Genomic DNA, 14,285 nt, shown 5'->3' with positions numbered 1-14,285 from the left:
GGCCGGGCTGCGCGCTGCCGCCGCGGCACTGCTGCTCGTGCTCACGGGTTGCTCGGCCGCCGGGGACGGTAACGGCGGCGTGGTGGTGACCACCAACATCCTCGGCGACCTCACCCGTGCCGTCGCGGGCGACGCCGTGCCGGTGACCGTCCTCATGCGACCCAACGCCGACCCGCACTCCTTCGCGATCTCCGCGCAGGAGGCCGCCCGCCTGGAACGGGCCGACCTGATCATCCACAACGGACTCGGCCTGGAAGAGGGCGTGGCGCGCAACGTCGGCGCCGCCGTGGACGCCGGGGTGCCCGCGGTGGCGGTCGGCGAACAGGTCGATCCGATCCGCTACCGCGGCGCGGAGCAGGACGGCGAGCCCGACCCGCACTTCTGGACCGATCCCCGGCGGGTGCACACCGCGGTGGAGGTGATCACCGACCGGCTCGTCGAGCACGTCGACGGCGTCGACGAGGCCGCGGTGAGGGCCAACGCCGCCGCGTACCTGGAGCGGGTGGACGAGCTCGGCCGCTGGATGACGGAGCGATTCGCGGCGATTCCCGCCGAGCGGCGCAAGCTCGTCACCAACCACCACGTCTTCGGCTACCTCGCCGAGCGCTACGACTTCGAGGTGGTGGGCGCCGTGGTGCCCAGCGGCACCACGCTGGCCTCGCCGAGCGCGTCCGACCTCAGCGACCTCGCGTCCACCATCCGCGCCGCGGGGGTCGGCGCGATCTTCGCCGACTCCTCCCAGCCCGACCGCCTCGCTCGCGTGCTCGCCGACCAGGCCGGGGTGCACGTGCGCGTGCTGCCGCTGTTCTCGGAGTCGCTCAGCGAGCCCGGCGGGGGAGCACCGACCTATCTGGACATGATGCGCGCCAACACGAACACGATCGTCGACGGCCTCGGCCGGAACTGAGCAGTCGCACAAGAGAAGAGGATATGGAGTGAGAATGAGAAACAGCCCGCGATATCGGCGCGCCGCCGGATTGTCCACAGTGGCCGCCGCGATGCTGGCGCTCGGTGCGTGCGGCACCGGGACCGAGCAGCAGGCCGGGCAGGAGGGCGGAGGCGGGCAGCAGGGGCAGCCCGCGACCACGGTCGCCGAACCGGTGGTGACGACCTACGACGGCGGCATCTACGTGCTCGACGGCACCACGCTCGAGGTGAAGGCCGATCTCCAGCTGGAGGGCTTCAACCGGCTCAACCCGGCCGGCGACGACCGGCACGTGATGGTGTCCACCTCGGACGGTTTCCAGGTGCTGGACGCCGCGGGCGCCGAGCTGACCGACGTGACGTTCCCCGGCCCGGAGCCAGGGCACGTCGTCCGGCACGCGGGGCGGACGGTGCTGTTCTCCGACGGCACCGGGGAGGTGCTCAGCTTCGACCCGGCGCAGCTCGGCGAGGGCAAGCCGGAGACCGAGTCGTACACGACCGCGGAGCCCCACCACGGCGTCGCGATCGAGCTGGAGAACGGCGAGCTCGTGGTGACCCTCGGCAACGAGGAGGAGCGCACGGGCATCATGGTCCTTGACGCGCAGCGCAAGGAGATCACCCGGAGCGAGCAGTGCCCCGGCGTGCACGGTGAGGCTACCGCGCAGGGCGAGGCCGTGGTGATCGGCTGCGAGGACGGCGTGCTCGTGTACCGCGACGGCACCATCACCAAGGTCGACAGCCCCACCGAGTACGGCCGCATCGGCAACCAGGCGGGCACCGACGTCTCCCCGGTGGTGCTCGGCGACTACAAGCAGGACAAGGACGCCGAACTGGAACGCCCGACGCAGGTGTCACTCATCGACACCGAGACCGGGAGCCTGCGCCTGGTCGACCTCGGCACGAGCTACACCTTCCGTTCGCTCGCCAGGGGCCCGGAGGGTGAGGCGCTGGTGCTCGGGACCGACGGCGCGATCCACGTCCTCGACCCGGTGCGCGCCGAGGTGGTGCGGACCATCCCGGTGATCGGCGAGTGGCAGGAGCCGCTGGAGTGGCAGCAGCCGCGGCCGGCGATCTTCGTGCGCGGCGGCACGGCGTACGTGTCCGATCCGGGCGAGCGGAAGCTGCACGCCGTCGATCTCGCCACCGGTGAGAAGACGGCCACGGTGGAGCTGGAGCAGGCGCCGAACGAGCTGAGCGGCGTGCTGGCCCAGGCTCACTGACGGCCGGCCGGGGGTCCCGGTGGGACAGTGCCCACCGGGACCTCAGTGCTGTCCATAGGGGACCGCGCGCACCAGGGTCACCCGCACCGTGGCCCCGCTGGGCACCTGGTAGGTGCGCGACTCGCCCTGCCGGGCTCCCGCCAGCGCGCGGCCCAGCGGGGACTCGGGGGAGTACACCTCCAGCCCGTCGGCATCGCCGCCGTCGCGCACGCCCAGCAGGAACGTCTCCGTGCCGGGGTCGTCGTCGAACCGGACGGTCAGGACCATGCCGGGTTCGGCGATGCCGTCGTCGGGCGGTGCCTCGCCGACCACGGCGCTGTGCAGGATCTCCTCCAGCCGCCGGATGCGCGCCTGCCTGCGCTGTTCGCCGACGGCGTCGTCCTGCTCGGCCCCGCGGTCCTGGCGGCGCAGGACGGTCAGCTCCTCCCGCAGCCGCTCGAAGGCGTCGGCGGTGAGCCAGGTGCGTTGTTGTCCGGTCATCGTGTTCCCTCGTATCGTGCGCCGCTTGAGCAGAGTGGCGTTGGCATCCTCGGCGAAGCCGGTGGCGACGCGCTCCAGCACGTCGCGTTGCGTGCGCAGCAGTGCGTTCTCCGCCCGCAGCCACTCGAGTTCGGCGCGCTCGTCGTCGTCCATCACGTGGCTCCTCCCGTTCAGCGCAGCGGGTCGAACTCGCGCAGCGCGTCCGGCTGTTTGCCCGTGGTGATCTGCTCGGCGAGCAGGCGGCCCGTCACCGGTCCCTGCGTGAGTCCCCACATACCGTGCCCGGCGGCGACGTAGACCCCCGGCGCCGCCGTCGCGCCGATCAGCGGGATGCCGTCGTGAGTCACGGGGCGCGGACCGACCCACTCGTCGCGTCGGTCCTCCCAGTGGACCCCGGTGAGGTACGGCCTCGCCGAGGCGACGATCGCGTCGATCCGGGCGCGGTCGAGCGGGGCGTCCGGAGCGCGGAACTCCATCGTTCCGGCGACGCGGAGCGCGCCCTGGTACGGCGTGCACGCCACCCTTGCGCCGGGCAGGTACACGGGCCCGGGCACGGGCTCGTCCGTGTCGACGGTGAACGAGTAGCCGCGGCCCGCCCGCACGGGAACCCGGACCCCGAGACGGCGCCCCAGCCTGCCGAGCCACGCCCCGGTGGCGAGCACCACGACCTGCGCGGACAGCGAGCCGGCCGAGGCCGACCGCACCGTGGCGGCGTGGCGCTGGGGCCGCACCTCGACGACGTCGAAGCCGCTGCGGATGCTGCCGCCCCTGGCCCGGACCGACTCCGCCAGCGCGGCGACGAACTCGCCGGGGTCGACGTAGCGCTGCCCGTCCACCCGGACGCCGCTGCCCATCGCCTCCGACGCCTGGGGAAGCCACTGCTCGAGCTCCGTACCGGTGAGTCCCCGGTACGCCACCTCCTGGCCGGCGTCGCGCAGCCGCGCCAGCTCGGCCAGCAGTCCGGCGGCGTGCCCCGCCGACTCGAACACGGCCGTGACCGGCGCCGGCATCGGCTGTACCCGCACGCCGCCCGCGACGAGCGCGTCGAAGGCGGCGAGGCAGTCGGCGTTGAGCGCGAGGTTCGCCTGCGCCACCCGTTCCCAGGCCCGCCAGTTGCAGCGCGCGGCGAACCGCAGCAGGAACCGCCAGAGACCCGGATCGGGCGAGGCCGGCACGTGCAGCGGGGCCGTGCGGTCGAACAGGGACCGCAGACCGAACCGCAGGACGCCCGGCTCGTTCAGCGGCAGCGCGAGGCCCGGCGCCAGCCAGCCCGCGTTGCCCCAGGACGCACCCGCCGCGGGCCCGGCGCGGTCCACCACCGTGACCGTGACCCCGCGCTCCTGCAGGAACCACGCGGTGGAGAGCCCGACCACACCGGCACCGACGACCAGTGCCGTGCCCGGCCCGCTCCGACCGACCTCACCCATGAGCACCTTCCCGTGTCCGTGTGAACCCCACATCGCGAGCATGGGCGAACGCAGCGTCCGGCCGGTTGTCGGGAACAAACAAAATGGCCGACCGTCGTTGTGGGGATCGGCCAGCGGTATCCTCAGCGGGGACTTCTTCGTGGTGAGACGGGTCGGTGGATGGTCAGACTGGATCACCTGATCAACGTGCTGGGCGGTTACGGCATTCGCGTGGCGGGTCACGGGCGCGGCCGCGACACCGAGCTGCACAGCGTCGTCATGCACGACCCCACCGCGGCCGACCCTGCGGTCGGCGACGCCCTCCTGGCCGTGGGGATCCCGGACGCCGCCCGCGCCGTCGAGCTCGCCGTCGGCGGGCAGGCGAGGGTGGTGCTGGTGCGCACCGACGAGCAGCCCTCCGCCGAGGTGCTCGCCACGGCGACGGCCTGCGAGCTCTGCCTGCTGCTCGTGGACCCGCGCGTGTCCTGGAGCCAGGTGGCCGGGGTCGTCTACGGCCTCGTGCTGGAGGGTCGCGAGACCGAGTCCGGCAGGGGCCCGAGCGACCTGTTCGCCCTCGCCGACACCATCGCGGCCGCCGTGGGCGGGCCGGTGACCATCGAGGACCAGCTGTCCCGGGTGATGGCGTACTCCAGCGTGCAGAACGACGCCGACCCGGCGCGGCTCGACACGATCCTCGGCAGGCGGGTGCCGGAGCCGGTGCGGGCCCTGTTCGAACGGCGCGGCGTGTTCACCCACCTCGCCGGTTCCGACGAGCCCCGCTACGTCGAAGCGGCGCCGGAGCACGGCATGCGCGGGCGTACGGTCGTGGCCGTCCGCGCGGGAAGGGAGCTGCTGGGCTCACTGTGGGTCACCTGCGACGGCCCGCTCGACCCGGCGCGGTCCCGCGCGCTCGCCGACGGAGCCCACACCGTCGCACTGCATCTGCTCCGGTCGAGGGTGAGCGCCGACCTCGAACGGCAGGTCGAGTCTGAGCTGGTGATCCAGCTGCTGGAGGGCACGCCGGACGCCACCGCCGTCATCGGCAAGCTCGGCCTGCCGCCCCGGCCGCTGCGCGTGATCGCGCTGCAGGCGCACACCCGCGGCGAGCGGCACGCCGCCATCCTGCTCGCCTTCGAGCGCGCCACCACCGGCTTCGGCTGGTCGCGCCCGGGGCGCACGACGCTGTTCGGCAACACCGTCTACACGCTGCTGCCGTGCGACGAGGATCCGGCCGCCGCCCGCGACTGGCTCCGCGCGCTCGTTGACGGCCTGCCCGCCCACGTCACGCCCGCCGCGGGCATCGGTGCGCCCGCCGAGCCCGGCGAGATCCCGGCGAGCAGGCAGGAGGCCGACGAGAGCCTGGCCCTGCACACGACCCGGCCCGGCACCCCGCCGGTGTGCTACGACGAGGCGTGGGACGAGATCCTGCTTCAGCGCCTCCGCACGGCGGCCTCGGCGGGCCGGGTGCCGTCGCGCGGGCCGATCATGGAGCTGGCCCGGCACGACGACGCCCACGGGACGCGCTTCCTGGCCACCCTGCGCGGATGGCTGGAGGCGCAGGGGGACCTCAACATCGCCGCGGCGCGCCTCGGCGTGCACGCGAACACGGTGCGATACCGGATGCGCAAGATGGCCGAGATCGCGAACCTGGAACTCGAGGACCCCGGCAAACGGCTGGCCATGCTGATCACGCTGGCCATCGGCGACCACGAGGGCGGCACCTGACGACCCCGGTGCCCGGGCACGGACACCCCGGGCGCCGGGAAGGACTCAGCCCGCCAATTCCGGTTTCGCCACCGGTGTCTCCTCCTCGACATCGCGTCCGGTGATCTTCGGCGAGCGCAGGATGATCGTCGTCGAGATCGTCGAGATCAGGCTCATCGTCAGCATGTACCAGCCGAGCGCCCCGGTACCCCACGCCGCGACCAGGCTCGTCGCGACCATCGGGGCGATCGCGCTGCCGCCGATCATGCCGAGGGTGTAGCCGATCGAGAGGCCCGAGTAGCGGACCTTGGCGGGGAACGTCTCCGCGTAGAAGACGCCTGCCACCCCCTGGCCCGCGGCGTGCGGAATGCAGAACAGCACGTACCCGAGGAAGACGATCCAGGGGTTGCCGCTGTCGAGCAGCCAGATCCACGGGAACGCCAGCGCAGCCTTGCCGACCATGCCGAACATGATCATCTTCGGCCTGCCGATCCGGTCGGAGATGATGCCCGAGGCCAGCACCATCAGGCAGTCCAGCACCATCGAGACCAGCACGATGAGCAGGATCGTCTGCCGGGTGAGGCCGAGTTCCTCGGTCGCGTAGGACAGTCCGAACACCGACATCATGTAGAACGCCACGCCGCCGCTCAGCGTCGTCGCGGCCACGAGCAACGTCCGTGCCGGGTACCTGCGCAGGATGGTCAGCGCCGGTGCCTTGTCGACGGCGCCCTTGCGCTTGATCTCGGTGAACGTGGGGCTCTCGTCGATGGTGCGGCGCAGGACGTAGCCCACGACGACCAGGATGGCGCTGAGCAGGAACGGAATGCGCCAGCCCCACGCCAGGAAGTCGTCCTGGGGCAGCAGGTTGAGCGGCAGGAAGACGAGGGTCGCCACGACGAGCCCGAGCGGGCCGCCGATCTGGACCCAGCTGCCGTAGAACCCGCGGCGCTCCGGCTGGCTGTGCTCCATCGTCAGCAGCACGGCGCCGCCGAGCTCCCCGCCCATCGCGAAACCCTGGACGATGCGGAGGAGGATCAGCAGCACCGGCGCGGTGACGCCGATCGAAGCGTAGCCCGGCAACAGTCCGATGAGGAGGGTCGCGCCGCCCATGAGGGTCAGCGTGAGCACGAGCATCGGGCGGCGCCCGACCTTGTCGCCGAGGTGCCCGATGATGACACCGCCGAGCGGGCGCACCAGGAACGCCACGGCGAAGGTCGACAGGGACACCAGCGTTCCCGTCAACCCGGTCAGCGAGGGGAAGAAGACCTTGTTGAACACCAGCGCCGCGGCGGTGGCGTAGATGAAGAAGTCGTAGTACTCGATGGTGGTGCCGATGACGCTCGCGGCTGCGGCGCGCTTCGGCTGAAGTCGCGACATGATCTCTCTCTTCGTTGAGAGCGGACACGGACGAGCCCGGACTCCGGGCAGGCGGAGGTACGGCCGGGAGGTCCCGGCCCGGATCACGGTGTTGGGTCAGTCAGCTGGTCAGGACGCGAGGTACGCGCCGCGGTGGAACAGCAGCGGGTCACGGCGTGGATCGCTCGCCAGCGCCCGGACCTCGCCGATGACGATCGTGTGGTCGCCGCCGTCGTACTCGGCCCACAGGGTGCAGTCGACCCATGCGAGCACGCCGTCGAGCACGGGGGACCCGGACTCACCTGGCGACCAGCCGACCCCGGCGAACTTGTCGGTGCCGGACCGCGCGAACTGGTCGCTCAGGTGCCGCTGGCCGGCGGCGAGGATGTTGACGCAGAACCCGCCTGCCTGCCTGATGCGCGGCCAGGTGCGCGACCCGCGGCCGGGCGCGAACGTCACGAGCGGCGGGTCGAGTGACAGGGAGGCGAACGACTGGCAGGTGAACCCGACGGGCTCGGGGGTGGCGGCGGTGACGACCACGACTCCCGAGCAGAAGGAGCCGAGCACGTCCCGCATGACGTGACCGGGGACAGTCATGAGGTTCTCCTGGGTCAGAGCACGGCGACCGCGTTGCCGGGCGAGCCGAGCCCGCCCACGAGGGACAGTGGGACAGAGACGAACAGGAAGTCCGTCCGTCCCTCCTCGTGCAGCCTTGCCGCGAGGGTCTCGAAGTCGAACAACTCGCCGAGCGGGATGCCGAGCATGCCCAGCAGCCGCCGGTGCAGGCTGCCGACCGCGGCGTCGCCTGGTGTCACCTCGACGGCCGGGTTGTCCGCGGTGACGGCCGCGATGTGCCAGTCCCACAACAGTTCCGCGGTCGCCTCGTCGGCGGCCAGACCGGCGGAGGTGAACGACGACTTCTGCGCGGAGATCGCCGCCCGGCCGTCGGGGCCGAGCCCGCGGTAGGCGGCCAGCCAGCCCGTGCGCACGCACAGGATGTCGCCGGGCCGGATCTCGGCGCGCTGCGCTTCGGCCACGGCGCACAGGTCGTCGGCGGTGATCGACCGCCCGGCCAGCGCGTCCAGGTCGCCGAGGTGCCGCGCGACATCGAGCAGCACCCCTCGGCTGATGATTCCCGAGCTCGCCCAGTGGTGGATGCTCAGCCTCGGGTTGCCCGGCGCCGGATCGTCGGTGACGCCGCCGTAGAAGCCGTGCTGGCGCACGCGGTGGTGGCGGAAACCGTCCCACTGGGTCGAGCCCTGCGGGAAGAACGAGTCGAGCCGGTCGTCCCACATGCTGCCGGCGCGTCTCATGGTGTGCTGGAACCGCTCCCGCCGGAACAGCGGCGGATCCGGCTGGTCGAGCGGCAGGCTGAGCCCGGCCCGTTCGCCGGTGCGGACGAGGCTCGTGGCCTCCCGCACCCCGTCCGCGTCGATCAGGTTGAGGGTGCCGAGCTCGTCGTCCGCGCCGAAGACGCCCCACGAGTGGTTGCCGTAGTCGTCGAGGCGCGGAAGTTCCGAGTACTTGGGGAGGTCGGGGGACATCGCCACCTCACAGGTCGCTGTCGCCGGCGAGTAGCCTGCCGGCGATGGTCCGGCGCTGGATCTCGGACGTGCCGTCTGGGATGCGCAGGGTGCGCGCGTGCCGCCACACGTCCTGCAGCCGCAGCTCATTGGTCAGCCCCATCGCGCCGTGCACCTGCATCGCGGCGTCGGCGACCCGGCCGAGCATCTCGGTGCACAGGGCCTTCGTGATGGAAGTTTCCTTGATGGCGCGCTGTTTGCTCTCGACGAGCGCCGCGGTGCGGCCGACCACGGACTTGGCCGCGTAGATGTCCATCGCCATCTCGGCGAGCTTGATCTGGATGGCCTGGTGGTCGCCGATGACGCTGTCGAAGGTCTCCCGCTGCCGCGCGTAGTCGAGTGCCTTCTCCAGCGACCAGCGGGCGAGGCCGACGCACATCGCGGACATCGACAGCCTGCCCTTGCTGATCCCGAGCAGCGCGAGTGCGAGTCCCTTGTGGACGGTTCCGATGACGTGCTCGTCCGGGACCCTGAGGTCGTCCACCGAGACGATCCCGATGTGCGAGCCGATGTTGCCCAGGATCGGAATCGTGCTGGTGCACTCGAACCCGTCGCTGCTGGTGTCGACGAAGAACGCGGTGATGCCGCCACGGCGCGCCGCGTTGGCCTCGGGGTCGGTAACCGCGAACAGGATGCAGTAGTCCGCGTAGGGCGCGTTGGTGATCCACTGCTTGGAGCCGTTGATGACCCACTCGTCGCCGTCGCGTACCGCGCGGGTCCGGATGCGCTGGACGTCGGAGCCGGCGCCCGGTTCGGACAGGCCGAAGCACAGCGTCTTCTCCCCGGACGCGATCCCGGGGACGTGGGCCTCGCGGACGGCGGGCCGAAGCTCGGTGAGGATCGGGCTCAGGCCGTTGGTGAACACCGAGGGCACGACGTTCTCGTGCACGAGCGTGCGCCGCGGTCCCCATGCCCGGTTGAGCTCTTCCTGGATGTGGACGAGCGCGACCTCGCCGAGCCCGCCGCCGCCGAGCGACTCGTCGCCGAACATGGTGTAGAAGCCCGCCTCGGCGGAGGCCATGCGGACCTGCTTCTTGAGCTTGAGCACCTCAGGCTGGAGCAGGCCGCGCTCGTCGTGGCTCTTGCGCTCATCCTGCAGCAGATCCGCGTACTCGCGCTCGATCGGCTCCACGTAGCGCTCGACGAAGCTGAGGACAGCCTGGGCGGTCTCCTTCGCGTCGTCGGGGACGGTGAAATCCATACGGTTCAAGTCTTTCGTTTCGGTGGGCGCTTGGTGTCGTTGGCGTTGGCCTTGTCGAGGTCCAGCGCCACCGCGCGCGCCCAGATGCTGGTCAGTGTGGCGACGACCTGCTCGATGTCGAGGTCGTCGCGTTCGCCGAGGATGAAGTTGATGTAGGCGAAGTTGTTGATCATCGCGACGAGGGCCTCGGCCGTGAGCTCGGCCGAGATGTCCGGATCGGCGGCGCCCCGCTGCTGCAGTCGTTCGATGCCGTGCTGGATGCGCTCGCGGAACTTGCGCCGGATCCGCATGCGGTGGTCGCGCATGTGCTCGTCGAAGGTAGCGACCTGTTCGACGATGCGGCTGAAGTGCCGGGCGCGCTTCATCTCCTCGAAGTACTGCCGGAGCGTGTAGGCGAAACGGTCGGCGACGTCGCCCTCGAAGTCCTCGGGGACGGCCGTGAGCAGGTAGCGATCGGCGACCACCGAGTCGACCAGGGTGTAGAAGATCTCTTCCTTGTCCGGGAAGTAGATGTAGAACGTGCCGTGCGCCAGGCCGGCCTCGTCGCAGATGTCGGAGACCCGGGTATCCAGGAACCCCTTGGTCTCGAACACCGTGCGGGCGGCCGTGAGCAGCCGTTCCCGGGTCTTCTGCCCCCGTGCCGTGCGCGGCTGTGTCTCCGCGCGCTCGCGGGCCACCCTCGACCCGGTCCGCCGACCACCCGTTGCCTCGCCGGTCGCCATCGTCACCTCAACTCGCTCGCCGACAGTTCGGCGCCATTCTCGCGATTCACAGCTGCGGGCGCACCTTCTCCGCGAACATCGTCATGGAACGGAGAACCTGCTCCTGCGGCTGGCTCCCGGCGTCGAACCACGCCACCAGCCCGCCGAGGCCGGTGTGGCTGTGGAACGAGGCGAGCTCCTCCGCGACCTGGTCGGCGCTGCCGAGGATCAGGGTCTTGCGGTCGATGTACTCGTCGTAGGTCAGCTCGTCGATGCCGAGGCCCACCTTGGCGCGGTTGCTCAGGATGTTGACATACCACATGTAGCCGTGCTCGTACTCCTTCCTGGCCTCCTCGTGGCTGTCGGCGACGTGGATGGCCTTGAGCTGCGAGGCGCGGGCGATGTTCTCGTCGATCGTGTCGAACGAGTGCCCCGCCGCGCGGGCCTCCTCGCGGTAGACGCCGACGAGCCGCCGCACGTCGTCGCGGGTCGGGCGCTGGCCGAGGACGAAGGAGAAGCCGCGGCGGGCGGCGGAGCGCAGCGACTCCTCGCTGGAGGAGACCATGACGAACACCGGCGGCGCCGGCTTCTGGAAGACCTCAGGGAACAGCTCGATCTCGTCGGCCACCTCACCCTCGGCGGGGACCTGGTAGTGCTTGCCGTTGAACTTGACCTTCCCGGTCTTCCACGCCTGCGTGACGATCTCGAAGACTTCTTCGTAGCGTTCGTCGCGTTCGGACTCCGGGATGCCGTACGCCTGGAACTCCAGTCGGTCGTAGGCCTTGCCGATGCCGAAGTTGAGGCGTCCGCCCGAGAGCTGGTCGACGTAGGCGTAGTCCTCGGCCAGTCGCATCGGGTGGTGCATGGGCAGGCGGGACACGCCGGAGCCGAGGCGGATCCGCTCGGTCGCGGCCGCGGCGGCGGCGAGCAGCAGCTGGGCGGAGGCGACGATGCCGTAGCGGCGTCCGTTGTGCTCGGCGACCCAGGCCTCCTCGAAGCCGAGCTTGTCCGCGTGGACGATCTGCTCGAGCGCCTTGTTGACGACCTCGTTGTGCGTGTTCCACGGCGGAACGTTGGACAGGCTGAAGATCCCGTAGTGCGGTGTGGCGACGTTGCTCATGGCACTCCAATGCGACCCGGTGACAGATCGGTGACAGATCACTGCGCTGACGAAAACCCTTGCAGCGCAGGGTGAAGACGCACTTGACTAAACATGACACGCGCGTCATTGTCAACGGCGCGAGCCCCCGACACCGCCGTCGCCCCGAGGGAGAACCACATCGATGGCCACCGTCCAGACCGTGACCGGCGCACTCGGCACCGACCAGCTGGGACGCGTGCTCATGCACGAGCACGTGTTCGTGATCAACCACGAGTACGCGGTCAACTATCCCGAGACGTGGGACGACGAGGAACGCACCGCCGACGCGGTCGCGAAGCTCGTCGCGCTGAAGGAAGCCGGCATCGACACGATCGTCGACCTCACCGTGCTCGGCCTGGGCCGGGACATCCGGAAGGTACGCGCCGTGGCCGAACGGTCACCGGTACGGATCATCGCCGCGACCGGCTTCTACACGTTCACCGAGCTGCCCAACTACCTGAAGTTCCACGGCCCCGGCCGCCTGATCGGCGGTGACGAGCCGATGACCGGGATGTTCGTCCGCGATATCACCGAGGGCATCGCGGGCACCGGGATTCGAGCCGGGATCCTCAAGTGCGCGACCGACGTGCCCGGCGTCACGCCCGACGTCGAGCGCGTGCTGCGGTCGGTGGCCAGGGCGCACCTGGAGACCGGTGTGCCGATCTCCACCCATACCGACGTCTCCACTCAGCGCGGCCTCGACCAACAGAAGATCTTCGCCGAGGAGGGCGTCGACCTGGGCGCCGTGATCGTCGGGCACAGCGGCGACTCGGACGATCTGGACTACCTCCAGCGCCTGCTGGACAACGGCTCCTACCTGGGCATGGACCGGTTCGGGCTGGACACCAAGCTCGCCTTCGACATGCGCGTCGCGACGGTCGCCGCGCTCGCCGAACGGGGGTACGCCTCGCGCATGGTGCTCTCGCACGACGCGTCCTGCCACAGCCACAACTTCCCCGGCGACTTCCGCGCGAAGCACCTGCCCAACTGGCGGTTCACACACCTCACCGAGGACGTCGTGCCCGCGCTCCTCGCGGCCGGGGTGTCCCAGCGCGACATCGACGTCATGCTGGTGGACAACCCGCGCGCGATCTTCTCCCGGAGCGCGGCATGACGATCCTGCACGAGTCCATAACGGACACCGAGCACGCGTTCTCCGCACTGAGGCAAGGAAAGCCGGTGGTCGTGATCGACGACCTCGGAGCGAGGCCGGACTGTGAGCTGGTGTTCGCCGCCCGGCACGCCACCACGGAGCTGGTCGCGCTCGCGGTGCGCTACACCTCGGGCTTCCTCGTCGTGGCGCTGCCGGAACCGGAGGCCGACCGGCTGCGGTTGTCCGCGCAGGGGCCCGCCGACCGCGGCGCGCCCGCGTTCGGGGTCGCCGTCGATGCCGAGGGCACCGGCACCGGGATCTCGTCCGACGCCCGCGCCCGCACGATCGCGCTGCTCGGTACCCCTGGCACCGACCCGGAGGTGCTGCGGCGCCCCGGCCACGTGGTCACCTACCGCGCCCACCCCGACGGCGTGCTCGGCCGCGCCACGGCCCGCGAAGCCGCCTTCGATCTGGTCCGGCTCGCCGGAGCCGGGTTCGCCGCCGCCGGGGCCTGCCTGATGTCGGAACGGGACCCGCTCCAGGAGGCCGGCCCCGACGAGGCTCGCGACTGGGCGCTGTCCTTCGGCGTCCCGGTGGTCACCGCGTCCGGCGTCCTCGCCCACCGTCTCGCCCACTGAAAGGAACCTTCATGAGTGTCGTCCGCACCGAGCGGAACGGGAAGATCGCCGAGGTGGTCCTGAACCGCCCGGAGAAGCTCAACGCGTTCAACGACGAGCTGTTCACCACCTACGAGAAGGCGCTGGCCGAGCTGGGGGCCGACGCGAGCGTGTCGGTGATCATCGTGCGCGGCGAGGGCCGTGCGTTCAGCGTCGGCTGGGACGTGAGCAGGCCGAAGTCCGAGGGCAACGGGTACGTGCACCGCGCCGCGCACGAGGACTGGCTGCGCCTGCGCGGCCACATCCGCGCGTTCTCGGCGGTGTTCGACGTGCCGAAGCCCGTGGTCGCGAGCGTGCACGGCTACTGCATGGGCGGCGCGACGCTGATCCCCGCCTGCGCGGACCTGGCCGTGGTCGGCGACGACACCAAGATCGCGTGGCCGGTGCTCCCGATCGGCGGCGGCATGCTCGGCCCGGTGGCGACGTACGCGGTCGGGTCGAAGAAGGGCAAGGAGCTGTCCTACACCGCGGGCAGCCACATGATGGGACCCGAGGCGGAGCGGCGCGGCTGGGCCAACTACTCCGTGCCGGAGGATCAGGTGCTCGCCAAGGCCAGGGAGGTCGCCACCGAGATCGCCAAGACGCCGCTGGACATGCTGGAGATCAAGAAGCGCGCGGCCAACGACGTGCTGATCCGGCAGGGCTTCCGCGAGACCCTGGACAGCTGTGCCGGCTGGGACGCCCTGATCCACACTTCCGAGGGCAACCGCTGGATGTCCGGCAAGCTCGCCGAGCTGGGCATCCGCGCGGCCCGCGCCTGGTACGCCGAGGGCGGCTCGCTCACCCGCTGACCCCCACT

The 14,285-nt window shown here is 70.9% G+C and carries 14 protein-coding genes; 6 read left to right on the top strand and 8 right to left on the bottom strand.

Annotation, left to right across the window (positions count from 1 at the left end):
• Positions 1-7 precede the first annotated feature (7 nt).
• Both aztC and aztD read left to right on the top strand, forming a co-directional pair.
• Entirely contained in the window at positions 8-907 is a 900-nt protein-coding gene (aztC, locus tag BA062_RS12945; RefSeq protein WP_425452915.1) for a zinc ABC transporter substrate-binding protein AztC, read from the top strand.
• A gap of 34 nt (positions 908-941) precedes the next feature.
• Positions 942-2,144: a zinc metallochaperone AztD gene (aztD, locus tag BA062_RS12940; protein WP_110336288.1), complete on the top strand. Its 1,203-nt coding sequence runs from the start codon at positions 942-944 to the stop codon at positions 2,142-2,144.
• 42 nt (positions 2,145-2,186) lie between these two features.
• Here aztD and BA062_RS12935 read toward each other — a convergent pair whose 3' ends face one another.
• Positions 2,187-2,777 carry a GreA/GreB family elongation factor gene (locus BA062_RS12935; protein ID WP_342768902.1) on the bottom strand — a complete coding sequence of 197 codons (591 nt, stop codon included), beginning with the start codon at positions 2,775-2,777 and terminating at the stop codon, positions 2,187-2,189.
• 17 nt (positions 2,778-2,794) lie between these two features.
• Positions 2,795-4,051 carry an NAD(P)/FAD-dependent oxidoreductase gene (locus BA062_RS12930; RefSeq protein ID WP_110336287.1) on the bottom strand — a complete coding sequence of 419 codons (1,257 nt, stop codon included), beginning with the start codon at positions 4,049-4,051 and terminating at the stop codon, positions 2,795-2,797.
• A gap of 159 nt (positions 4,052-4,210) precedes the next feature.
• Here BA062_RS12930 and BA062_RS12925 point away from each other — a divergent pair, with 159 nt between their 5' ends.
• On the top strand, positions 4,211-5,755 hold the full coding sequence (locus BA062_RS12925; protein WP_110336286.1) for a PucR family transcriptional regulator: 1,545 nt from the start codon (positions 4,211-4,213) through the stop codon (positions 5,753-5,755).
• Positions 5,756-5,800: 45 nt separating this feature from the next.
• Here the strand turns inward: BA062_RS12925 and BA062_RS12920 are convergent, their stop codons facing one another.
• The 6 genes from BA062_RS12920 to BA062_RS12895 form a co-directional block, all read right to left on the bottom strand.
• Positions 5,801-7,111 carry an MFS transporter gene (locus BA062_RS12920; protein ID WP_110336285.1) on the bottom strand — a complete coding sequence of 437 codons (1,311 nt, stop codon included), beginning with the start codon at positions 7,109-7,111 and terminating at the stop codon, positions 5,801-5,803.
• 108 nt (positions 7,112-7,219) lie between these two features.
• Positions 7,220-7,687: a flavin reductase family protein gene (locus BA062_RS12915; RefSeq protein WP_210406829.1), complete on the bottom strand. Its 468-nt coding sequence runs from the start codon at positions 7,685-7,687 to the stop codon at positions 7,220-7,222.
• A 14-nt stretch (positions 7,688-7,701) separates the two neighbouring features.
• A complete protein-coding gene (locus tag BA062_RS12910; RefSeq protein WP_110337301.1) occupies positions 7,702-8,634 on the bottom strand; it encodes a cyclase family protein in 933 nt (310 codons plus the stop codon).
• 7 nt (positions 8,635-8,641) lie between these two features.
• Positions 8,642-9,874 (bottom strand): acyl-CoA dehydrogenase family protein, encoded by a 1,233-nt coding sequence (locus BA062_RS12905; protein WP_110336283.1) that lies wholly within the window; start codon positions 9,872-9,874, stop codon positions 8,642-8,644.
• A 5-nt stretch (positions 9,875-9,879) separates the two neighbouring features.
• Positions 9,880-10,596, bottom strand: a complete 717-nt coding sequence (locus tag BA062_RS12900) for a TetR/AcrR family transcriptional regulator (protein WP_245959847.1) — start codon at positions 10,594-10,596, stop codon at positions 9,880-9,882.
• A gap of 46 nt (positions 10,597-10,642) precedes the next feature.
• A complete protein-coding gene (locus BA062_RS12895; protein ID WP_110336281.1) occupies positions 10,643-11,695 on the bottom strand; it encodes an LLM class flavin-dependent oxidoreductase in 1,053 nt (350 codons plus the stop codon).
• A 163-nt stretch (positions 11,696-11,858) separates the two neighbouring features.
• On the opposite strand from BA062_RS12895, the gene BA062_RS12890 reads away from it, so the two are divergent.
• From BA062_RS12890 to BA062_RS12880, 3 genes are read left to right on the top strand one after another with little or no spacing between them, the layout of a single operon-like run.
• Positions 11,859-12,830, top strand: a complete 972-nt coding sequence (locus BA062_RS12890; protein ID WP_110336280.1) for a phosphotriesterase family protein — start codon at positions 11,859-11,861, stop codon at positions 12,828-12,830.
• Complete coding sequence (locus BA062_RS12885) at positions 12,827-13,447, top strand: 3,4-dihydroxy-2-butanone-4-phosphate synthase (RefSeq protein ID WP_110336279.1); 621 nt, start codon at positions 12,827-12,829, stop codon at positions 13,445-13,447. The genes BA062_RS12890 and BA062_RS12885 overlap by 4 nt, the downstream gene beginning before the upstream one ends.
• A gap of 11 nt (positions 13,448-13,458) precedes the next feature.
• Positions 13,459-14,277 carry an enoyl-CoA hydratase/isomerase family protein gene (locus BA062_RS12880; protein WP_110336278.1) on the top strand — a complete coding sequence of 273 codons (819 nt, stop codon included), beginning with the start codon at positions 13,459-13,461 and terminating at the stop codon, positions 14,275-14,277.
• Positions 14,278-14,285 lie beyond the last annotated feature (8 nt).

The organism is Prauserella flavalba (assembly GCF_003202235.1).
GTDB classification, from domain to species: domain Bacteria; phylum Actinomycetota; class Actinomycetes; order Mycobacteriales; family Pseudonocardiaceae; genus Prauserella_A; species Prauserella_A flavalba.
The sequence above is the reverse complement of the archived record's forward strand: the minus strand, read 5'-3'. Positions and strand labels throughout refer to the sequence as shown.

Coding starts and splice junctions, on each gene's coding strand:
- aztD (WP_110336288.1), top strand. CDS start 942: ATGAGAAACAGCCCGCGATATCGGCGCGCCGCCGGATTGTCCACAGTG.
- BA062_RS12935 (WP_342768902.1), bottom strand. CDS start 2,777: ATGGACGACGACGAGCGCGCCGAACTCGAGTGGCTGCGGGCGGAGAAC.
- BA062_RS12930 (WP_110336287.1), bottom strand. CDS start 4,051: ATGGGTGAGGTCGGTCGGAGCGGGCCGGGCACGGCACTGGTCGTCGGT.
- BA062_RS12925 (WP_110336286.1), top strand. CDS start 4,211: ATGGTCAGACTGGATCACCTGATCAACGTGCTGGGCGGTTACGGCATT.
- BA062_RS12920 (WP_110336285.1), bottom strand. CDS start 7,111: ATGTCGCGACTTCAGCCGAAGCGCGCCGCAGCCGCGAGCGTCATCGGC.
- BA062_RS12915 (WP_210406829.1), bottom strand. CDS start 7,687: ATGACTGTCCCCGGTCACGTCATGCGGGACGTGCTCGGCTCCTTCTGC.
- BA062_RS12910 (WP_110337301.1), bottom strand. CDS start 8,634: ATGTCCCCCGACCTCCCCAAGTACTCGGAACTTCCGCGCCTCGACGAC.
- BA062_RS12905 (WP_110336283.1), bottom strand. CDS start 9,874: ATGGATTTCACCGTCCCCGACGACGCGAAGGAGACCGCCCAGGCTGTC.
- BA062_RS12900 (WP_245959847.1), bottom strand. CDS start 10,596: ATGGCGACCGGCGAGGCAACGGGTGGTCGGCGGACCGGGTCGAGGGTG.
- BA062_RS12895 (WP_110336281.1), bottom strand. CDS start 11,695: ATGAGCAACGTCGCCACACCGCACTACGGGATCTTCAGCCTGTCCAAC.
- BA062_RS12890 (WP_110336280.1), top strand. CDS start 11,859: ATGGCCACCGTCCAGACCGTGACCGGCGCACTCGGCACCGACCAGCTG.
- BA062_RS12885 (WP_110336279.1), top strand. CDS start 12,827: ATGACGATCCTGCACGAGTCCATAACGGACACCGAGCACGCGTTCTCC.
- BA062_RS12880 (WP_110336278.1), top strand. CDS start 13,459: ATGAGTGTCGTCCGCACCGAGCGGAACGGGAAGATCGCCGAGGTGGTC.